The sequence below is a fragment of the Actinomadura fulvescens genome, assembly GCF_039533225.1.
GTDB classification, from domain to species: domain Bacteria; phylum Actinomycetota; class Actinomycetes; order Streptosporangiales; family Streptosporangiaceae; genus Spirillospora; species Spirillospora fulvescens.
On sequence record NZ_BAAATD010000006.1, the window covers coordinates 531188 to 549683 of the forward strand.

Annotated in this window: 25 protein-coding genes; 24 read left to right on the forward strand and 1 reads right to left on the reverse strand. The window is 66.6% G+C overall.

The features are described 5' to 3' along the window. Window position 1 precedes the first annotated feature (1 nt). The 22 genes from ABD333_RS24770 (at window position 2) to ABD333_RS24875 (ending at window position 16310) form a co-directional block, all read left to right on the forward strand. Window positions 2–775 carry a hypothetical protein gene (locus tag ABD333_RS24770; RefSeq protein WP_344544585.1) on the forward strand — a complete coding sequence of 258 codons (774 nt, stop codon included), beginning with the start codon at window positions 2–4 and terminating at the stop codon, window positions 773–775. Window positions 776–877: 102 nt separating this feature from the next. Then, entirely contained in the window at window positions 878–2125 is a 1248-nt protein-coding gene (locus tag ABD333_RS24775; RefSeq protein WP_344544587.1) for a hypothetical protein, read from the forward strand. A gap of 274 nt (window positions 2126–2399) precedes the next feature. After that, window positions 2400–3191: a hypothetical protein gene (locus tag ABD333_RS24780; protein WP_344544589.1), complete on the forward strand. Its 792-nt coding sequence runs from the start codon at window positions 2400–2402 to the stop codon at window positions 3189–3191. Then, window positions 3188–3343, forward strand: coding sequence for a hypothetical protein (locus ABD333_RS24785; RefSeq protein ID WP_344544591.1), 156 nt, complete (start codon window positions 3188–3190; stop codon window positions 3341–3343). Before ABD333_RS24780 ends, ABD333_RS24785 begins: the two co-directional genes overlap by 4 nt. Next, window positions 3340–3540, forward strand: coding sequence for a hypothetical protein (locus tag ABD333_RS24790; protein WP_344544593.1), 201 nt, complete (start codon window positions 3340–3342; stop codon window positions 3538–3540). The genes ABD333_RS24785 and ABD333_RS24790 overlap by 4 nt, the downstream gene beginning before the upstream one ends. A 114-nt stretch (window positions 3541–3654) precedes the next feature. Further along, window positions 3655–4401: a recombination directionality factor gene (locus ABD333_RS24795; protein ID WP_344544594.1), complete on the forward strand. Its 747-nt coding sequence runs from the start codon at window positions 3655–3657 to the stop codon at window positions 4399–4401. Between the two features lie 476 nt (window positions 4402–4877). Continuing rightward, window positions 4878–5117, forward strand: coding sequence for a hypothetical protein (locus tag ABD333_RS24800; RefSeq protein ID WP_344544596.1), 240 nt, complete (start codon window positions 4878–4880; stop codon window positions 5115–5117). Window positions 5118–5454: 337 nt separating this feature from the next. Beyond that, window positions 5455–5817: a hypothetical protein gene (locus tag ABD333_RS24805; RefSeq protein ID WP_344544598.1), complete on the forward strand. Its 363-nt coding sequence runs from the start codon at window positions 5455–5457 to the stop codon at window positions 5815–5817. Between the two features lie 36 nt (window positions 5818–5853). After that, entirely contained in the window at window positions 5854–8349 is a 2496-nt protein-coding gene (locus tag ABD333_RS24810; RefSeq protein WP_344544600.1) for a phage/plasmid primase, P4 family, read from the forward strand. Window positions 8350–8437: 88 nt separating this feature from the next. Continuing rightward, window positions 8438–10321: a DNA polymerase gene (locus tag ABD333_RS24815; protein ID WP_344544602.1), complete on the forward strand. Its 1884-nt coding sequence runs from the start codon at window positions 8438–8440 to the stop codon at window positions 10319–10321. 103 nt (window positions 10322–10424) lie between these two features. Further along, window positions 10425–10847, forward strand: coding sequence for an endonuclease VII domain-containing protein (locus ABD333_RS24820; protein ID WP_344544603.1), 423 nt, complete (start codon window positions 10425–10427; stop codon window positions 10845–10847). A gap of 320 nt (window positions 10848–11167) precedes the next feature. Then, complete coding sequence (locus ABD333_RS24825) at window positions 11168–11467, forward strand: DUF7169 domain-containing protein (protein WP_344544605.1); 300 nt, start codon at window positions 11168–11170, stop codon at window positions 11465–11467. Between the two features lie 179 nt (window positions 11468–11646). Continuing rightward, complete coding sequence (locus ABD333_RS24830; protein ID WP_344544606.1) at window positions 11647–12594, forward strand: sigma-70 family RNA polymerase sigma factor; 948 nt, start codon at window positions 11647–11649, stop codon at window positions 12592–12594. Window positions 12595–12680: 86 nt separating this feature from the next. Continuing rightward, the gene (locus ABD333_RS24835; protein WP_344544608.1) at window positions 12681–12821 is read left to right on the forward strand and encodes a hypothetical protein; all 141 of its coding nucleotides are present in this window, start codon (window positions 12681–12683) and stop codon (window positions 12819–12821) included. Next, the gene (locus tag ABD333_RS24840) at window positions 12818–13078 is read left to right on the forward strand and encodes a hypothetical protein (protein WP_344544609.1); all 261 of its coding nucleotides are present in this window, start codon (window positions 12818–12820) and stop codon (window positions 13076–13078) included. The genes ABD333_RS24835 and ABD333_RS24840 overlap by 4 nt, the downstream gene beginning before the upstream one ends. Before the next feature lie 19 nt (window positions 13079–13097). Continuing rightward, window positions 13098–13631 (forward strand): hypothetical protein, encoded by a 534-nt coding sequence (locus tag ABD333_RS24845; RefSeq protein ID WP_344544611.1) that lies wholly within the window; start codon window positions 13098–13100, stop codon window positions 13629–13631. Further along, window positions 13631–13939: a hypothetical protein gene (locus ABD333_RS24850; protein ID WP_344544613.1), complete on the forward strand. Its 309-nt coding sequence runs from the start codon at window positions 13631–13633 to the stop codon at window positions 13937–13939. Before ABD333_RS24845 ends, ABD333_RS24850 begins: the two co-directional genes overlap by 1 nt. 145 nt (window positions 13940–14084) lie before the next feature. Beyond that, window positions 14085–14366: a hypothetical protein gene (locus ABD333_RS24855; RefSeq protein ID WP_344544615.1), complete on the forward strand. Its 282-nt coding sequence runs from the start codon at window positions 14085–14087 to the stop codon at window positions 14364–14366. A gap of 86 nt (window positions 14367–14452) precedes the next feature. Beyond that, window positions 14453–14632 (forward strand): hypothetical protein, encoded by a 180-nt coding sequence (locus ABD333_RS24860; protein WP_344544616.1) that lies wholly within the window; start codon window positions 14453–14455, stop codon window positions 14630–14632. Window positions 14633–14763: 131 nt separating this feature from the next. After that, window positions 14764–15441: a hypothetical protein gene (locus ABD333_RS24865; RefSeq protein ID WP_344544618.1), complete on the forward strand. Its 678-nt coding sequence runs from the start codon at window positions 14764–14766 to the stop codon at window positions 15439–15441. Window positions 15442–15595: 154 nt separating this feature from the next. Further along, window positions 15596–15958 carry a hypothetical protein gene (locus ABD333_RS24870; protein ID WP_344544620.1) on the forward strand — a complete coding sequence of 121 codons (363 nt, stop codon included), beginning with the start codon at window positions 15596–15598 and terminating at the stop codon, window positions 15956–15958. Window positions 15959–16034: 76 nt separating this feature from the next. Further along, window positions 16035–16310 (forward strand): hypothetical protein, encoded by a 276-nt coding sequence (locus ABD333_RS24875; protein ID WP_344544622.1) that lies wholly within the window; start codon window positions 16035–16037, stop codon window positions 16308–16310. A 106-nt stretch (window positions 16311–16416) separates the two neighbouring features. On the opposite strand, the gene ABD333_RS24880 is transcribed toward ABD333_RS24875, so the two are convergent. Further along, a complete protein-coding gene (locus ABD333_RS24880; protein ID WP_344544624.1) occupies window positions 16417–16746 on the reverse strand; it encodes a hypothetical protein in 330 nt (109 codons plus the stop codon). A 575-nt stretch (window positions 16747–17321) separates the two neighbouring features. On the opposite strand from ABD333_RS24880, the gene ABD333_RS24885 reads away from it, so the two are divergent. Both ABD333_RS24885 and ABD333_RS24890 read left to right on the forward strand, forming a co-directional pair. Then, entirely contained in the window at window positions 17322–18197 is an 876-nt protein-coding gene (locus ABD333_RS24885) for a Scr1 family TA system antitoxin-like transcriptional regulator (protein ID WP_344544626.1), read from the forward strand. Beyond that, a complete protein-coding gene (locus ABD333_RS24890) occupies window positions 18194–18379 on the forward strand; it encodes a DUF397 domain-containing protein (protein WP_344544627.1) in 186 nt (61 codons plus the stop codon). The genes ABD333_RS24885 and ABD333_RS24890 overlap by 4 nt, the downstream gene beginning before the upstream one ends. Window positions 18380–18496: the final 117 nt, after the last annotated feature.

Genomic DNA, 18496 nt, shown 5'->3' on the forward strand with positions numbered 1-18496 from the left:
CATGACTACCCCAACCGGCTCGCTTCTGGTCGCAGCGTTCGAGCGCGCTTGGAAGGCCATTCAGAAGGAAGTCCCGGAAGTCCCGGACGTCGTGTTCATCACGGGCGGCGGGCTGACCGTCACCCGAGGTGGAATTGGCATCACCTGGGGGCACTTCGGCGCGAACCACTGGGACACGGCGGAGGGTGGCAAGGCCCACGAACTGTTCATCTCGGGCGAGTCGCTGAGCCGCGAGCCTCACGAGACCTTCGGAACGATGCTCCACGAAGCGGCGCACGCGTTGAACCACGCACGCGGCGAGAACGGCACGTCTCGGCGGGGCGCGTACCACAACAAGACCTTCGTCAAGGCGGCCGTCGAACTCGGGCTTGAGTGGCCGGAGGGCGCAGAGCCCCACAAGACTCGGGGGTTCTCCGCCGTTCGGATCACGGACGAGACCCGCAAGCGGTACGCGGAGGCAATCGAGCGGCTCGCCAAGGACACGGTCGCGTGGCGTGACCTCATGGGCGTGACGTTCGGCGGTCCGGAGGGTGGAGACGGCGGGGAGGGTGGAGACGGCGGCGGAGACGGCGAGTCCGGCAAGGTCGCGGGTCCGCCTAAGCCGCGCAGCAAGAACACTAAGCCTAAGGCGGTGTGTGCCTGCCCGGAGGACAACACTATTTGGCTGAGCCGCAAGACCCTTGAGCGCAAGCGTCCCAAGTGCGGCGAGTGCGGCGAGCGGTACGAGCTTCACCCGGACTTCGCAGAGGAACCGGCGGAACTGGTCGCCGCGTGACCTCCGCACCACGGGCCCCTATCGCTAGCGCGCTAGCGATGGGGGTCTCTTTCTTGCGTAAGCCGCTTGTGCAGCGCTGCACAACGCGCTAGGGTCGGAGCCATGGACACCAAGGAACTCGCCGCCGCTCACTCCGGCCGCATCGTGCGCACCGCGCCGGACGGGCGGGTGACGCTCCGCTTCGAGACCTTCAAGGACGCGGACGCGTTCGCCCAGACCGTCAACGCCGCGCTCGGTTACGCGGAGATTCGCGGCGTTTCCGAGATCCGTTCGGACCGGTGCCTGATCCGGACCATGACGGGTGTCCTCACCCGGGCCTGTGAGAAGATCCACAACCCCGAAACCCCTGCTAGTTCGGGTGTTTCGGTGGACACGGACCCCGGCAAGCGGTACGTTGTAGCGAGCAACTTCCCCAAGGAAAGAGGTACCAAAGTGGCCGAGATCAATCCCGCGCCGAAGCCGTCTCAGAAGACGACCACGCGGCGCAAGGCCGCTAGTAAGCCCGCAACGAAAGCCGCTCCGGCGGCGGATACCGCTCCGGCGGAGGGCACCGACAGTACGGCGGTTGAGAAGACCGACAAGGCCAAGGAAGGCGTTGCGACCTGGTCCCCGGAGTTTCTCCGGAAGGACCCCGCGAAGCGCAAGGCACTCCTTGAGTCCCCGGACGGCACCCCCGGCAAGGACATGGCGGTAGCCATTCAAGCCGAGTTGGACCGCGAGGCGGAAGCCGCGCCGATCGTTGAGGCGGCCGTCAAGGAAGCTAAGACGTACGCGGAGCTTCACGGCAAGGCAGCGAAGGTCACGCGCGCGCTCGCCGAGAAGCTCCTAGAGCTTCGCATGGTCTTCACGGACGCGAGAGGTAACCCGGACCTCAAGGGCAACAACAGCGAGTACAAGGCGCTCGCGTACAGCGTCTACGAGAAGGCGGGGTTTGACTCCGGCATGACGCAGACCGCACAGGGTGCGGTCCGCTACCACATGTCTGATGTGGTCCGCGACAAGATCAAGGCGCTCGCGGCGGACGGGAAGGCACTCAAGGGCGAAGACGGCTCGACCCTTGAGGCCACGTACGAGGCGTGGTGCGAGTACTACGGGATCAACCCGCTGAGTGTCAACGAGCGCCGACAGGTCAAGGCGGGCGGGACCAAGCTCCCCGCGACCGTCATCCCGACCGACGACCTGAGCAAGGCGTTCACGGCGACGCTCAAGTACGCTCACAAGGCGCTAGAGGCCCCGGGCGACGCGGACCCGAACGACCTCCCGGAGGAGTCACGGAAGGCCGTCAGGGAGGAACTGGAAGCCATCCGCGACCGGGTGAACGACTGGCTTGAGTCCATGGGCGACGTGTAAGCGCTCGCGGCGAGTACGACCGGGCCCCCGGGGGATCTCCCTCGGGGGCTCTTGCATGCCCGGGTGACGTAGTGACGTTTGGGACTGTGTTCTTGTTTTCCATTAGAGATCTCTAAGGAAATACAGAACTACAGTCCTTTTCGTCACTCCGTCACTCGGCAGGCCGGACGCCGGGCGGGAGGGCATCCCCGCGAACCGGCGCGAACAACCTCATGTGCCCGGGGCGGTAACTCCCCTGTCAGCAAAGAGCGACCCTGACAGGGAGACGCAAACCATGGGCAAGGTCAACACCATTCAGCGCGGCGGCAGCCGCTTCTACGTCGAGCCCGAGTCCGGCGAGAAGGCCCCGGGCGTGACGAGCATTGTGGGCATGCTTCCCAAGCCGTTCCTCACCTTCTGGGCCGCGAAGATGACGGCGGAGGCGGCCGTTGACAACATCGACGCCGTTGCGGCTCTCGCGAAGTCCGACCCTGACGCGGCCGTGGACATGCTCAAGGGCGCGCACCGCAGGTACACGAAGTCTCGCGCCGACATCGGTTCGGCCGCGCACGACATGTTCGAGCGCATGATTCGGGGCGAGAACGTCCGGCGCGTCGGCATGGACCTTGAGCCCTACCGACGCCACTTCGCGGAGTTCCTCGACCGCGTCCAGCCGGAACCCCTGTCGCTGGAAGACGTCATGTGGTCCGACACGCACAACTACGCCGGATCGAGCGATGCCATCCTCAAGATTGGGGACGACGTCGTCATTGTGGACTGGAAGACCAGCAAGGACACCTATCCGGACGTCGCGTTGCAGCTCTCCGCGTACGCCTACGCCGATCGGATCATTGACGCGGACGGCGCGTCGCGCCCCATGCCGAAGATCGACGCCGGGGCGGTGCTGCACGTCACGGCGGAGCGATGGGCACTCAAGCCCGTGGACGTCCGGCCGCACGTTTTCGACATGTTCCTTCACCTCCGCGCGGTCTTCACGTGGGACCGCGAGACCTCGAAGACCGTCATCGGCAAGCCGGTCGAGTCCGGCGGTGCGCTGGTGACCGGTACCGAAAGGCGGGCTCGGTGATCTACGCGCTTCTCGTCTGGCAGGTACTCAACGTACTTGCGTCCCTGGTCGTGGTGGTCCGCTCCAAGGATTCGGCCGAGTCGCTCGCCCACCTGATCAACGCGGCCGTTCACGCGGTCTTTCTGGTCTACGTGGCGGGGGTCGCCCTGTGAAGCTCTGGCTTGTGACCCGCGTCCAGCCTGCCTACTGGGACGAGTACCAGGGGTTCGTCATCCGCGCCGTGTCGCGTAGCGCAGCTCTCGCGGCGGCGGCGGAGCGGAGCAAGGAGCACGAACGCATGTGGAGCGTCAAGCCGCTCCGCGTGGCGGGCGAACCCGGGGTCATCCTCTCGGACTTCAACGCGGGTTGACCGCGAACACTTGCCCCCGCCCGGGGCGGTAACTCAGGTGTGACCCGATGGGGGACCATCGCTAGCGCGCTAGCGATGGTCCCCGTTTGATGCCCGATGCAAGGAGAGAATCAGATGGCCCCCAAGCTGCGCATCTTCGACACCGACCCTGACGCGAAGCCGAAGCCCCGCTACGTCTCGGACATCGTCGGCCGCTTCCGCTCCGGTCGGGTGGAGGGCCGAACCCCTGTCGCATTGGAAGAGTGGCGCGTCACCACGGGTGACCCGGAGGTTGCCGCGAAGGTCGCGGAGATTCTCGGCGGGTCTCCGGAGGAGTGGGACACGCAAGGGGAAGACAACCTTGAGATCCTGACCGACGCGGAGTCCCTCAAGGTCATCATCGACGGCCCGGACTCCCTTGAGTCGGACCTCAAGCTGTGGGGCATCGGTGGCGTAATCATCCATCACTGTGACGGCGTCGAGTTCCTCGACGACGACCGTAAGGGCGAGCCGTGCGGTTGCCCCGAGACCTTCGCGGACCGCAAGGCGGAGGCCAAGACCGGACGCGGACCCAAGCCGGACACGCGGATCACGTTCCGGCTGTACGACGCGCCGGACCTGGGCAAGTTCAGGATGCAGTCCGGTTCGTGGGACCTGGTCCGCGTGCTGCACGAGTACGCGAACGCCCTTCAGGACGTGAACGAGGATTCGGACGGCAAGCCCGCCGTTGCGACGCTCAAGCTCGAAACGGTCTCGTTTGTCCCCAAGGGCGGCCCGATGAAGGGCAAGACCGTGAGCTACAAGAAGCCCACTCTTACCGTGCACGGCGCGTACAAGGGCGACGTGTCCGGCTTCGGCTTCACGCAGGAACCGCCGTTCTGACAATTGCACAATAGGCGCGTTGCGTATTTTGCCATTCTGTGACCCGGGGCCCGACGCATAAAGGCGGCCCCGGGTTTACAGCGCACAAGATATATTTCCGTGCGCGGATTCTCGCTATTTGAAATAGCTTGCTCCTGTGAGGACCGTACACCGTGACGTGCAACAAGACCGTTGGTTTACCTGACTTGCCTTGTTAATTTCGGGCGTCTGAAAGGTTTCATTAATGCGCAGCGATGTTGTAATGTCGGCTTCGTCGGAAGTCCTCCCGCCTTCGGTGGGGGAACGCAATTCCGCCGCGAAGCTCACGGAGTCGAAGGTCCGGGCCATCAGGACCGCCTACGCCGCCGGGGGTCGCGCGTCGGCGCTAGCGGAGGCTTTCGGCGTGAGCCCTAGGGCGGTCCGTCACATCGTGCGCGGTACGTCCTGGACTCATCTCTAATGGGGGGTCCTCCGGGGCCAGGGAGTACGGAGTACAGATGAAGGTCAGCGACAACGGCAACGGTGCCTACTCGGTGGACGGACTCACAGCGTGCGAACTGGAGATGCTGGGAGCGCTCGCCGCGTTCCCGCTCTGGTCGGCACAGCCGGAGCACGTCCGGGCCTTCTGTGCAGCGCTGCACAAGGAAGTGAACGAAGCCGCTCCCCTCGGGTCGGTTTACCTTCACTGCTATTCGGTGGGCATGGTCCCCCAAGTCTCGACGCTCGGTGAGCCGTGAGAGCCGACATGCCCTGACGGGCAGCCACACGGGCCCGGTTCCTACTTCGGTAGGAGCCGGGCCTTTTCGCATTTCAGGAGAGAGCAGGCATGGCTACATACGTTGTGAGACTCGGGGCCGCGATCACCCCGGGCACGGTGGCGGACGCGCAGATAGGCGACCTCGTCCGGGTGTACTTCGATGCGACCAGGCGTCCCGATTGGGCACCGTTTGCAAGGGCGCTGACGACCGCCTACGCGCGGGGCGCAGAGCTTGACTTTCTGTTGTCGGACAGTAACCCGCGGGATCACACGCTGTAGCGGCCGGCCACGTTTGCCCAGGTCAGAAGGGGTGTTTCATGAGCAATCCGAACAAGCGGCGCGGTACGGAGTGGGAGACCGCCGGAACGCGGTTCCTCCGCGCGGAGGTGCCAGACGGCGACGACATTCGGCGCGTGGCGCAGACGGGGCGGCTCGACATCGGGGACGTGCACGCGGCCCCGTTCGCATTGGAGTTCAAGAACACGGCGAAGCTTGAGCTTGCCGCGTACGTGGACCAGGCGGAGGCGGAGGCGCACAACGCCGGACTTCCGTTCGGGGCCGCCGTCGTGAAGCGGCGCGGGAAGGGCCCCGGAGCGGGCTACGTCGTGCTGTCGCTGGCGACCTTCGCGCGGCTGCTGGCGTACCTCCGCGCGAACACTCCGGCCGATCGGGGGCGGTAACCCTCTCGTCAGTCGATCAACGACGGAAGGGCACGGATGGACTTCTCTCGGTTCTTGAAGCGGTTCGCGGAAGTGCAGACGGACCCGGGCGGCTATCTGGTCCCGTGTCCGGCGCACGCGGACGGCCGTCCTAGTTTGTTTCTCACGCTCAAGGACGATGGGCGGTTGCTGATTTTCTGCCGGGCGGGTTGTGACCGGGACGCCGTCCTTGCCGCTCTCGACCTGTCGCCCCGTGATCTCTTCGGCTGGACGCCCGGGGAGGGTGTGACGACCGTCAAGGGCGGGACGTCGATCCCCGCCCCGGGCCCCGGGGAGATCGCCGGGCTTCGCGTGTGGCTCACGCACGCCGCACACCGCTGGGACAACCCCAAGTACCTCAACCTCGTCGAGATGGCGGAGGAGTATCTCCGAACCCGCTTCGGTGTGGACGTGCCGACCATGGAGCGGCTCGGGCTCGGACTCTCGCCGCGCGACACACGACACGGTTTCCCGTTCCTGTCGCCGCGCTTCCGGTCGCATCCGCGCCTGGTCGTTCCGCTGTACGACTTCGACGGCATCGCCCGGGGCGCGCAAGGGCGGGACCTTGGGGGGTCGTGCTCCGCCCGTTGGGTATCGCTCAGCAACCGCCGGACCAAGGACGATCCGGACCCTGTCGCGTGGGCGAAGTACGGCGTGTTGAGGGGCGGCGCGGATTACGGCGTCTACATCGTCACGGAGGGCCCTTCGGACGGGCTCACCGTGGCGGCCGTGGGCTATGACGCCGTTGTGGTCCGGGGTGCGTCGATCGCTGCGAACGCCGACCTTACCCGCGAGCTAGCGGACGGCATGCGCGGGGCCGCCGTCGTCATCGCGGGCGACCGCGACCAGGCGGGCGAGAAGTTCGTTGCGACACTCGGGGCCGCGCTGGCGGAGCACGGCGTTACCGCGCTTCGGCTGACTATCCCCCGGGCGGGCGAGGATCTCACAGACTGGCGCATGCGCGCCCCTGAGGTCTTCCCTGACGCTCTACATGAGGCGGTCCGGGCCGCTACCCCTGTCGCCCCTCCGAAAGAGGCTCAGCGGGCCGCTAGGGCCCGCGACCTTGACCGCCGGACGGGTACCGACTCGGTGTCCCGGGCGGACGGCGACCAGGCGGCCGAGTTGCTCGCCGCGATGATGGAGCGCTACGGCGACACGGACACACTCCGCGCGCATGCGCTTGTGGCGTTCGCTCGCGGCCGGATCAAGTACGCGCCCGGCTTGGGGTATCACGTTTGGAACGGGCGACGCTGGGAGGTCTCGGAGACGCGCGTCCGGCAGGAAGTACACCGCATGGGGGCCGCGCTCGCGCTAGCGGGCAAGACGAACGAGGCAAAGGGCTTCCTGAACACGGTCCGGATTGACGCGCTCATGAGCGAGCTTCGCGCCGTTCCGGCGGTGGCCGTCCATGCGTCGGAGTTCGACGCGCGCCCGGAACTCCTGTCGTTTCGGAATGGCACCGTGGACTTGCGGACGAGCGAACTCCGAGACCACGACATGCGCGACATGATCACGCGGTACGTGGACCAGGAGTACAGCGCGACCGCGACCGCTCCCCGCTGGGAGAGGTTCCTCCGGGAGATCTTCCCGACCAACCCGGAGCTTGCCGACTACATGCGGCGGCTCGTCGGGTACGGCATCACGGGCGACACGTCGGAACAGGCGTTCGCCGTGCTCTGGGGCAAGGGCGCGAACGGCAAGAGCGTACTCACGGACACGCTCGTTCACGTCTTCCGTGAGATCAGCACAACTACGCCGTTCCAGACGTTCGAGGAGAAGACGAGCGGGGGCATCCCGAACGACCTTGCCGCGCTTCGCGGGGCCCGCCTGGTCATGGCCAGTGAGGGAGAGTCCGGCAAGCCCATGGCGGAGGCGATTCTCAAGCGCGTCACGGGTACGGACATGATCTCGGCGCGGTTCCTCCGCAAGGAGTTCTTCGAGTTCAAGCCGAGTTTCTTGCTCATGCTCGCGACCAACCACAAGCCCCGATTCAAGGGACAGGACGACGGACTGTGGCGTCGGGTGAAATTGGTCCAGTTCGCGCGGTACTTCGCGCCGACTGAACGAGACCACTCGCTTACGGCGGCGCTTCGCAGCGAGGCACAGGGCATCATTGCGTGGGCGGTCCGGGGCGCGTGCGAGTGGTACGCGGACGGGTTGCAGGACCCGGACGTGATCCGGGAGGCGACCCGCGAGTACCGCGAGACGTCGGACCCGCTCGCGGGGTTCTTCCCGGACACGATCGCCCCGGACCCGCACCCGGAGGCGGCCATCCTGGGGGCCGATGCATGGAATGCCTATTGCGATTGGTGCGAGGCTGAGAACCTTCCCGGCAAGGAGCGATGGACGCGCCGGGGGTTCTTCTCTGCGATGGAGGAGCGGGGAGCGGTCCGCCACAAGACGAACCGGGGGATCGTCCTCCGGGGAATGCGACTGGTTTCCGAAGATTCCGCGAACACTCCGCCCACTGGGGGCGGTAACTCTCCCGAAGGACGAAGGATCTTCGAGCGGTAAACGCCGCTCCGCCCCGTCTGGGCCCTATCGCTAGCGCGCTAGCGATACCCCGGGCGGGGCCCTTTCGCGTTCTCGGGAAGGTGGCAACGTGCGGACGATTGAGGCGCGCGTAAACGGCGAAGAATGCCGGGGGTGGTTCCCCGAGACGGAAGACGAGTTGCGAGGCTTCCGCGATTGGCTAGTCAAAGCGCAGCGACGCGGGCATGTGGCCGTGGACTCCGAGACAACCGGGCTCAACGTGTACGCCCCGGACTTCCGCGTTCGCCTGGTCCAGTTCGGGACCGCCACCGAAGGATGGTTGATCCCTGTCGAGTGGGGCGGACAGTTCCGGCGCGCGGTGGTGTGGGCCTTGCGGACGGCTCACGCCCTAACGATCCACAACGCCCCTTTTGATGGGCTCGCGTTCGACCGCGAGGGATTCATTTCGCTTGACGACCTTTTCGCGAAGGTCACGGACACGAAGATCCTCGCGCATCTCTACGACTCCCGCCCGTTCGAGGAGGGCGGCATAGGGACGTCGCTCAAGCCGCTCTCGGTGGCGTACGTGGACCCGGGCGCGGACGACGGGCAAAAGGCGCTCGTGAAGATCTTCAACGCGTCCGGCTGGACGAAAGAAACCGGATGGGCACACATCGACATCCGGCACCCGGATTACCAGCGGTACGCGTTGCTTGACGTCCTACTGGGCTCGCGAATCCTGCCGATCCTGACGGACAAGCTCACAGACCTTGGCACGGGCAAGCGGCTCGGGGACTACGAACACGAGATAGCCCGAATCGGCGCAGTGATTCAGCGAAAGGGAATGCTGATCGACGCGCCGTACACGACTCATCTCCGTGACGAACTCATGGACGAGAAGGGCCTCTACCTCCGCAAGGCGAACGCCTACGGCGTGACGTCGGTGGACGCTCCGGCACAAGTCGGGGCCGCCCTGGTCGGCATGGGCGAGGAACTCACCGAACGCACCGAAAAGAATCAGCTCAGCGTCGGCAAGGAAGTGCTGTTGCCTCTCGCTGACCTTGACAAGGATTGGCATCGCATCGGGGCCCGCGAACCCAACCCGCTCGCTGACGCCGTGCTCCGGTCGAAGCGCGCGGGCAAGTGGGCCAAGAGCTACGCCGACGCGATGTTGAACCTCCGGGACGCGAACGGGCGCATCCATCCCCACACGAACACGATGGGCGCGAGAACGGCGCGATGGTCCGTGAGCAACCCCCCGCTCCAACAACTCCCGTCGAGTGACTGGCGCATCCGGCGGTGCGTCATCGCAGAGCCCGGACACGTCATCATCGCGTCCGACTTCGCGCAAGTGGAGTTGCGCGTCCTGGTCGCGCTGGCGAACGCAACGTCAATCGTCCGGGAAGTGAACAACGGCGCAGACCTTCACACGCTGACAACGCGGATGGTCTTTGGCATCGGGCCGGAGGTCACGGACGCTCAGCTCAAGAACGACCCCCGCCGGAAGCTGTGCAAAATCATCTCGCTCGGAAAGGCGTACGCCGGAGGGATCAAGACCCTCGCCCGGCAAACCGGCCTGCCTGTCGAGCAGGTGAAACAGGCGGTCGGGCAGTACGACCGCGCGCTACCCGCGATTCGGCGGTACGGAAAGAAGCTCACGCGGGAAGCGTTCCAGAACGGGATGACCGTCCTCACGCCGTCCGGCCGGACGCTGCGTCTCAGCCGGGACAAGGCGTACACGGCAATTGCCTACATGTGCCAGTCGAGCGCGCGGGACATCCTCGGACAAGCGCTCTTGGAGATGGACGGCGCGGGCATTCTGGACCATGTGATCGGCGTGGTTCATGACGAGGTGATCGGCTCCGTCCCCGCGACGGACGCGGAGGAGATCGCCCGCGAGTTCGGTCGGTGCATGGACATGCCGTTCTTCGGCGTCAACATCGAATCCGAGCCGGAGATCTACGGCGACAACTGGGGCATGGGGTACAAGGGCCCCGCGAGGGAGGCAGCGTGAGCGAGACGCCGGATGACTGCTCGTGGCCTGAGCTACCTTGCCTCATTTGCGGGCACCGCGACTGTGGGTGGTGCCCCGAGTGTTCACCTCAGGTGCCCGACCTGTGAACCCCTACGCGCGGCTGTGCGACTCGTGTGGGCACGAGAAGCCGCTAGGGCAGTACCGAGGTAAGGCGAAGACGTGCAAGGCGTGTACGGCCGCTCAGGGCCGCCGGAAGCGTGCCGTACCCGCGAACCAGCGGGCGGCGCGCGACCGGCGATACCGCGCGCTGTACGGAATCTCGCTCGCGGAGTACGAGCGGATGGCGCGTCGGCAACGCTGGCGCTGTGCGATCTGCGACCGCAAGGCGTACCCGGCAGGGTCCCGCCTGGTCGTTGATCACAACCACGCGACCGGGGAGGCGCGCGGCCTGCTGTGCCAACCGTGCAACTCGGCGCTCGGGCTCATGGGCGAGAAGGCGGAGCGGCTCGTGTCGGCTGCCAAGTACCTCATGGACCGGGGCAACTACCGGGACCTACACACCTAGCGGTCCTGGCCAAATGGGACCCCCGTCCCGACCTGGCTAGGACAAACCCACGGTGTGACGCAGGTCACACGCGCGCCCTCAACCCCCTATGAATCAAGGGGTCTGGAGCCGTTTGTCACCCTCCGTGGATAGGGGGTATCGCTAGCGCGCTAGCGATGGAGTTACGGACGGGTGTACTAATCCTCTCGTGAGCCGCTCACGGCGACGGGAACCCGTCGCAAGGGGCGGAGCCACACGGAACGACTTGAAAACTCAACAGCGAGCCATGTGTCACAGATCACGCACACTCCCCCACGTCACGACAATGTGAGGACGAACACATGACCACGACCACGAAGACCGTCACGGCTACCGAGACGCTCGCCCGCGAGGTTCTGGAACTCCACCGCCTTGCCCGCGCGGCTTCCGAAATCCGTGACCTTCCGTCACCTGCAACCCCCCGCGAGAAGAACGCGAAGGGGGCTCCGGACCCAACCGCCGGAACCGCGCTCGACCCCCGCCGGATTGCGGTTGCCGACGCACATGACGGGGCGCTCGAATCGGCGGAGTACATGACCAAGAGGGTTTGCGCTCTCTCCGCGCAGCTTCGCGCCACGCTCGACCAGTGGGACGGCCGGTGACCGGCTGGCCCTGGTTCTTTGCCGTGCTGACCGTCGTCGTCCTTGTGGGCGGCGCGGTCGCATGGCTGGATCGCTAGCCCCTCCCCCATCGCTAGCGCGCTAGCGATACCCCCGAATCAGACCTAGTACTCAGACCTCCCCCGCGCCCGATGCGCGGGACGCCGAAGGGAAACCCCTTAATGGACTGCAACGTTGCCACTCAGAACACCGACCTTGACCGCGCCGACAACATCGCCCCCGTGGTCAAGGCTGCCGGGCCGACCGACGCGCCGAACGCTGATCTCCTGGTCCGGGCCCGGAAGGGTGACGACGTTGCACAGATGTCCGTGATTGCTCGGCATGAGGCGCGGGTCCGTAAGCTGGTGACCCGCGCGAACGTGGGGGCCGCTCCGGTTCCGGACTTGCAGCAATCCGCCATGCTGGGGGTCCTCCGGGCAGTGCGCGCCGACAACGGCAACGGGCGCGCGGAGTTCTTCACCTTCGCTCACTCGTTCATCGTCGAAGAGACCCGCGAAGCTAACCGCACATCCGCCCCCAAGCCTGCCGAGCGTCACGCCGAGTCGTACTACTGGCAGGCCATGAAGGCGGCGGACGGAGACGCGCGTACCGCTCGCCACTACTCCGGACTGATGCGGCTTTCGATCAACGAGCTTGAGCCGCTCGCGGATGCGGGGGACATGCTCGCTCGCGAGATCGTTGACTCCCGGCTGGACCGGTACGACTCCTCCGTCCGGCGTGACCCGGAGGGCGCTCCGAAGTGGGACGAGTACTCCGCGCGGACCGGGCGCGGACTGGACGGCGCGACCTTCGACGCGATCCACTCCGCCGTGTCCTACCTTGACGCGGCGGCTGAGACGGAGGACGGCGAAGCGGGCACGCTTCACGACACGGTTGCGGACGAGTCCGGCGAAGCCGGGTACCGGAACGTCGAGAACGAGATGACCGCTCGCGCTCTGCTGGCTGAGCTGGACGACCGGGGAGCGGAGATCCTCGCGCGAGCGTTCGGTATCGACCGGCCCCGCGAGACTCAGCGGGAGATCGCTTCCGCGCTCGGGCTGAGCCGTCCGCGCGTCGCGAACATCATCACGTCTTGCTTGAAGATCCTCCGGGCGACCTCCGAGATTTGAGCAGCGCTGCACAAGCCGGGGGCCCTGCCGACCAGGGTCCCCGGATTCCTCCGAACACCTTCGGCCGCAAGGGGCGGTAACCGACCATGAAGCGAATCCCGACGCTCGACCAGAGCGAGCATGGACACACCACCGAAACCGCGTACCTGTCCGGCGACGTTGACGCGCTCGACGTGATCGACACTGCCGTTCTGGAGTGGGCCCGTGAGATGGCGGAGGAAGCATGACCCGCGTCGAAGCACTGGAGATCGCACGCAAGCACGTCGAGAGCCTCGCCACGAACAGCCGGGGCTACCAGGACGGCGTCAAGCTCGCTGACAAGGTGGCGGCCGTCGAGACCTTCGCTCGGTTTCTCATGGAAGGCGAGCCGGACCGCGTCGAGATCACGACGCTTGACCGGCGGGACCCTGAGTACCTCGCTATCGGCGGGGGTGTCCCTGACGAACCGATCGAACACCCGTGGCTTGACCGAAGGATGCCGTGAATCAGAAGGGACTCAGAGGATGAACCCGAACGAGATCTACGACGCCGGTACCGGGCACACGCTTACCGTCGAGATCGACGGAGACGGGGACCTGATGTTCGACGGTCGGGACGCCACGGTGTACGTGCGCCCGGACGAGCTTGTGAAGGCGCTCAGGTGGCTCGGAGTCCTTCCCGGGGGTGCGGGCAAGGAGGCGACGCCGGAGACCCCTAGCGACCGCGTGAGGGCCGCATGGCGGGCTTCCGCTTCGGTGGACGGGACGGAGCGCGCGACCTTCGCCCGGCACGCCGCAACGGCGCGGTCACATCGGAGAGCACGCGAGAACTTCCGGGAAGCGCTTCGTGACGCGATGGAACGTGCGACGCCGACGCCGTCCCTTCGCTGGGAAGCAGAGGAGCGGAGACGCTGGAAGGAAGCCACGTTCATAGGGACCTACAGTTTCCGCTCCGGACGACTGGACGTCGAGCCGCCGCCGCTCACGCAGACACGCCGCGCGATCCACGACGCACATGCTCAGGCCATCGCCCGGCTACGGCAAATGGGGTTGCACTGATGGATTCGTACACGTTCCGGTGCGACCTTGACCGCGATCTCCCGGAGGGCAAGCAAGCCCGCCTGATGGTCGGAGAGGACGGCGAACACGTCGCGTTCGGCTTCTCGGACGGCGCGGAGGAACGGGAGATCTACCTCACACCGGAGGATGCCGCGAACCTCGCGCATCTGGTCGCCATGCTCGCGGATGTGGACGGCGACCAGGACACGGAGGACGCGCCAGAGAACGCGCTCACGAACGCCGTAGGGTGCCTGTCGATCCTGGTCACACTGGCTCTCGTGCTGGCTTTGGTCGCCTTGTTTAGGTAGGTATCGCTAGCGCGCTAGCGATGGGTAGCGCCCCGGAACTTCGGTTCCGGGGCGCTTTTTTGCGTTAGCGGCTTGCGCAGCGCTGCACAAAGCCGCTAACGTGGGAACCACACCAACCGCACCACCTAAGGGAAGGACCCCCCAAATGCGCACCATCGCCGAAACCACCATCATCGCTTTCCAGCGCGAAGACCGCGCGTTCCGCATCTTCCGCATCGTTGACGGCGTTGACGGCGGGTTCGGCGTCCAGCTCTTTGCCGGGCGGTGCACACACAACGGGCCGGTCCTGGACTCCCTTCTCCCGAAGGATGCCCGTTGGGGCTTCAAGAACATCGCGGAGGCACGCGACGCCGTCCGGCGTGCGACGGAGCACCGCGCCCGGCAGGGCTGGGGCTCGGGCACCTTCGAGCTTGCCGACTGCGCGTAGGCGCGTCAGGCCCCGGGGCTTCGGTCCCGGGGCCCCCGTTGATCACCTGCTAGACTCCCCTCACAACCCGACACGGAGGTACCACGATGGACCCGAACGCTTGCCTTGCCGAGATCCGTAGCCTGTCCGCGAAGATCCTTGCGGACATGGACCGGGAAGGCGGGATGCCGGAGCCGTCCGACGCCGCGCGGCTCGCTGAACTGAACGAAGGGCTCGACGGTTGGCTATCGAAGCGCGGCTTTCTGCCGTCCGCGTGGGAGCGGTAACCCCCTATCGCTAGCGCGCTAGCGATGCCCCCGGGAGAGACCCGGGGGCTTTTTCTTGCGTAAGCGGCTTGTGCAGCGCTGCACAACTCGCTAGTCTGATCCCACAAGCACAGCGAGCCGGAGGAGATCCGATGCAGGTCCAGAGCAAGCGCGGCGGAGTGGTCCACTACAGCACGACCGGCGTCCCCGCGTGCAACCCGTGGCAGTCGGACGCGAAGTTCCGCAAGGTTGACGACGCCGTGACCTGCCGGAAGTGCATTCGGAACGGGTACGAGGAGCAGGCCGCCGCGAAGATGGAGAACGAGACCCCCGCGCCGGAGGCGGAGGCCCCTGAGGCCCCGGAGGCGGAAGACGCTCCGGTCGAGACGCTCCGGCTCGACACAACCGAACTCCGTGAGGGTGACGTTGTCGTAGACCACGGGATGCGCGTCCGGCTCGACCGGCCCGTGTTCATCCCGTCCGATAAGCCGGACGTCCGGGCGTGGGTGGGGTTTGTCGAGAACCTCCCGGAGGTCATCGCGGAGGAGTACGTCCCGCGCTCGTTCCTCACGCGGTCGGAGAACGACCCGGAGACGGGCGGCATGCGGGAGGTGTTCGGGCGCTGGAATGTGCAGGGCAACGAGCTTGCTACGTGGCACGTCGAGCGTCCGGCAGACGGCGCGTATCAGGCTCAGGTGTGCCAGTACAGCGCAGCCCACATCATGAAGGGCGTCCCGGCGGACCGCTGGATCGGACATGAGAGAGTCCGCATGGGGTACATCCCCGTGTGCGAGGCATGTGGCGAGTTCTACCGCAAGCAACAGCGCTGACCAGGCATCCAACGGGCCCCGGGGAGAACCTCGGGGCCCGTTCGCGTCTCCGGGTATCGCTAGCGCGCTAGCGATGGGTTGCGTGAGCCGCTCACGCTCGCTATGGTGGTTCCAACAGCGCGACAGGTTGACAACTCAAAAGAGGAGCAAGGCCATGGGACGCAGTAGTGATCTGTTCATGGACCGGATGAGCGGTGCGGGACGGGGCGAGAGCCCTTGCCTTAACTGCGAGTCGGAGCCCGCGCGGGGAGGTCACCCGTTCTGTTCTCCCGGTTGCCGGGGCGAGTACGAGGGTTGGGACTTCGTGTACCGGATCTACGATCTTGCCGGGTTCGACGGCTACGCGGGTACGTGGGCGGATGTGAAGGCTCACGTCCGGGACCGGCTCAAGAACTCTCAGGTTCGCGGACGGTGGGAGTTGATCCGAGACAAGGCGGAGTTCGTTTCCGCCGACACGGGCCGTTCGGTCTTTGTGGTGACCCGCTCGGACGTCGAGACGGACCGCGAGACCTTCTAGCAGGAAGCCCCCGGGGGAGATCTCCGGGGGCTTCTTTTGTTGCGGCAGATACCCCCCTAGGGGTATGGTGACCGGCATGGATGCTGAGATGGAGTACTTCGCGCTACTGACCGACCGAACCGCGCACATCGGTGTGGGCCTGACCGGGACCGACTACACGCGCCAAGACCTCCGCATGCTCGCGTGTCCGGCGCTGGCGCGTGTCCGCACCGCGCCCCGCATGGAAGGCACGCCTACCACGACCATCGGGCCCGCCCTGACGACCGCGCGGAACTATGCGCGCGTTCTCGGGCTCCGGGTGTGCCGTGACTGCGAGGTGAGCGCACAGCACGTCCTACAGCGCCCCCGCTGAGTGCCGACATGGCAGGGCCCCGGACCTCCCCCTCTTGGATGTGGTCCGGGGCCCAAGCGCTCCGGAGCGGTTGCGGGGTCGCGATGGACACGCCCCGGAACGCGGCTCACAGGGCCGGAGTCGCCTCCGCACCTTCGTTGACGGCGTCGGCTACCTCCCGCACGTTGCGCGCGGCGATCGTCCGAATGACGGCGACCGTGTCCGTCAGGTACCCGTGCCCCCGCATGAGCCGTTCCATGATCGGGTGCACTGTGCCCCACGCGAGCTTGAGCGCCTCCGGGACGGGCCGCGCGGCGAAGCCGTCAAGGGCCCGCTCCGCGTCGGCCCGTGCCATCGCGCACAGCACGTCACAGAGCGCCATCCGCAACCCGTGGACGAGCCACGCTTGTTCGTACGCCCCCACGGCCACGGCGACCAGGTCCCGGGGGCGTGCCATCCTCACAGCGTCTTCTGTCATGTCGTCGCGCCTTCCTCCGGCCTAGGCATCAGGTCATCCGCGATTGCACGGGCGGCCCGCTGCGGCTCGCGTGTCGGCGCGAGCCACACCACCGAGCCGTTACGGCTCAGCCCCGTGAACCACCATTCGCCCGCACGTCCCGAGTAGGTACACAGGACCGTTCGGGACCCGCCGCCGTCGATGCGCACCACCGACAGCGCGGGGAACCCCCCGTGCTCGACTAGTACGCACGTCAGGCCCGGGTGCTCCGTGATAGTGCTCCGTAGGAGCCTGAGAGCCTCTACACGGTCCGCGTGAGCGGGGACGAGTACCGAGAGCAAGGCGTCCGCCGAACCGCCGGGAGCGTCCAGCACACGGCGCGGGGGCGGGGGCGGGGCCGCCCGGGACTCCGGGGGAGTCGGCGGAAATTCGAGTCGCCTACTGCGGGGGCCATGCCTACCCATCCGGTACCACCTCACGGGGTGAGCGTTTGTGTCACGGGCCACAAGTGTGCGCTCACGGGGCGTAGGCTGACCACAGTTCCCGGAACCTCGGGCAACGGAAGGGATCATGAAATGCGCACCCCCAGACCTCACGAGCCCGCCGCTCGCGCCGACCGGAGAGACGCCGCCCGCCGAACGCTCGACCCTGCCCGCTCCCTGTGGGACCTCATCGCGGTTGAGCTGCGGCGTCAGATCTACGTACAGAGCACGTCACAAGCGGGTGTGGCCGAGACCCTGGGCTGTGCCCGCTCCCACGTCACGCGCCTTGTGAGCGGGTCCCGCCGCATGTCCCCGGACCACGCCGCGAAGCTCGACGCCGCGTGGCGTCTCCGGGGGCTGTTTACTCACCTGGTCGCCCATGCGCTCGCGCGGCCGGACGACGATTGGTTGCCGTCCCTGTCGGCGTACGAGACGCGGGCAACGCTCATCCGGACATGGGATCTCGCGTTCGTCCCGGGGCTCTGGCAGACGCCGGAGTACGCCCGCACGATCTTCGCGCTCGCGCACGACGCCGGACTACAGGTGGACGCCGAACGGGCTCTACAGGCACGCCTAGAGCGACAGGCGGCCGTCTGGGAACGGGCCGACGCGCCGCGCGTGTCGGCCGTCCTGTCGTGGGTCGTACTGCGGTCGGCACCCGGGGGAGACGCCGACGTGATGCGGGGACAACTCGCTCACCTCCTGGCGCTCTCGGAGCGGCCCGGGGTCAGCGTCCGAGTCATGGGCGAGCACACCGGACTCAACGTCGGGCACAACGGCGCGTTTCAACTCCTCACGGTCGGCGGGGGAGACGTCGCGTTCACGGACGCGCCCGGCGTCGGGCATCTGACGCTGGACCCGGACCGGGTAAGTAGGTATGTGCGACGCTTTGAGAAAGTCAATGACCTAGCCTGGTCGGCGGACGAAAGCCGCACCACGATAGAGGAAGCGATGGCCCGATACCGATGATCGAATGGCGCAAGGCAAGCAAGAGCAACACCGAAGGGTCCGCGTGCGTCGAGGTGGCCGACCTGTCCGGCCGTGTCGGCGTGCGCGACAGCAAGGACCCACACGGGCCCGCGTTCGCCCTCCCCGTGACGGCGGCGCGTGACCTCATGACCCGAATCAAGCGCGGAGATCTCGACCTGTAGGTCTCTGACCAGCAGAAACCCGCCCCTGTCCGCTGATCCCGGGCAGGGGCCTTTCTGTGTGACGTGTTCGCTTGGCCTTACGAACCTGAACACCCCCCATGTGTGAAGTGTTCACTT

Excerpts from the sequence above, each read along its gene's own strand:
- ABD333_RS24770 (WP_344544585.1), top strand. The coding sequence starts at position 2 with ATGACTACCCCAACCGGCTCGCTTCTGGTCGCAGCGTTCGAGCGCGCT.
- ABD333_RS24775 (WP_344544587.1), top strand. The coding sequence starts at position 878 with ATGGACACCAAGGAACTCGCCGCCGCTCACTCCGGCCGCATCGTGCGC.
- ABD333_RS24780 (WP_344544589.1), top strand. The coding sequence starts at position 2,400 with ATGGGCAAGGTCAACACCATTCAGCGCGGCGGCAGCCGCTTCTACGTC.
- ABD333_RS24795 (WP_344544594.1), top strand. The coding sequence starts at position 3,655 with ATGGCCCCCAAGCTGCGCATCTTCGACACCGACCCTGACGCGAAGCCG.
- ABD333_RS24800 (WP_344544596.1), top strand. The coding sequence starts at position 4,878 with ATGAAGGTCAGCGACAACGGCAACGGTGCCTACTCGGTGGACGGACTC.
- ABD333_RS24805 (WP_344544598.1), top strand. The coding sequence starts at position 5,455 with ATGAGCAATCCGAACAAGCGGCGCGGTACGGAGTGGGAGACCGCCGGA.
- ABD333_RS24810 (WP_344544600.1), top strand. The coding sequence starts at position 5,854 with ATGGACTTCTCTCGGTTCTTGAAGCGGTTCGCGGAAGTGCAGACGGAC.
- ABD333_RS24825 (WP_344544605.1), top strand. The coding sequence starts at position 11,168 with ATGACCACGACCACGAAGACCGTCACGGCTACCGAGACGCTCGCCCGC.
- ABD333_RS24830 (WP_344544606.1), top strand. The coding sequence starts at position 11,647 with ATGGACTGCAACGTTGCCACTCAGAACACCGACCTTGACCGCGCCGAC.
- ABD333_RS24835 (WP_344544608.1), top strand. The coding sequence starts at position 12,681 with ATGAAGCGAATCCCGACGCTCGACCAGAGCGAGCATGGACACACCACC.
- ABD333_RS24840 (WP_344544609.1), top strand. The coding sequence starts at position 12,818 with ATGACCCGCGTCGAAGCACTGGAGATCGCACGCAAGCACGTCGAGAGC.
- ABD333_RS24845 (WP_344544611.1), top strand. The coding sequence starts at position 13,098 with ATGAACCCGAACGAGATCTACGACGCCGGTACCGGGCACACGCTTACC.
- ABD333_RS24850 (WP_344544613.1), top strand. The coding sequence starts at position 13,631 with ATGGATTCGTACACGTTCCGGTGCGACCTTGACCGCGATCTCCCGGAG.
- ABD333_RS24855 (WP_344544615.1), top strand. The coding sequence starts at position 14,085 with ATGCGCACCATCGCCGAAACCACCATCATCGCTTTCCAGCGCGAAGAC.
- ABD333_RS24860 (WP_344544616.1), top strand. The coding sequence starts at position 14,453 with ATGGACCCGAACGCTTGCCTTGCCGAGATCCGTAGCCTGTCCGCGAAG.
- ABD333_RS24865 (WP_344544618.1), top strand. The coding sequence starts at position 14,764 with ATGCAGGTCCAGAGCAAGCGCGGCGGAGTGGTCCACTACAGCACGACC.
- ABD333_RS24870 (WP_344544620.1), top strand. The coding sequence starts at position 15,596 with ATGGGACGCAGTAGTGATCTGTTCATGGACCGGATGAGCGGTGCGGGA.
- ABD333_RS24875 (WP_344544622.1), top strand. The coding sequence starts at position 16,035 with ATGGATGCTGAGATGGAGTACTTCGCGCTACTGACCGACCGAACCGCG.
- ABD333_RS24880 (WP_344544624.1), bottom strand. The coding sequence starts at position 16,746 with ATGGCACGCCCCCGGGACCTGGTCGCCGTGGCCGTGGGGGCGTACGAA.
- ABD333_RS24885 (WP_344544626.1), top strand. The coding sequence starts at position 17,322 with ATGCGCACCCCCAGACCTCACGAGCCCGCCGCTCGCGCCGACCGGAGA.
- ABD333_RS24890 (WP_344544627.1), top strand. The coding sequence starts at position 18,194 with ATGATCGAATGGCGCAAGGCAAGCAAGAGCAACACCGAAGGGTCCGCG.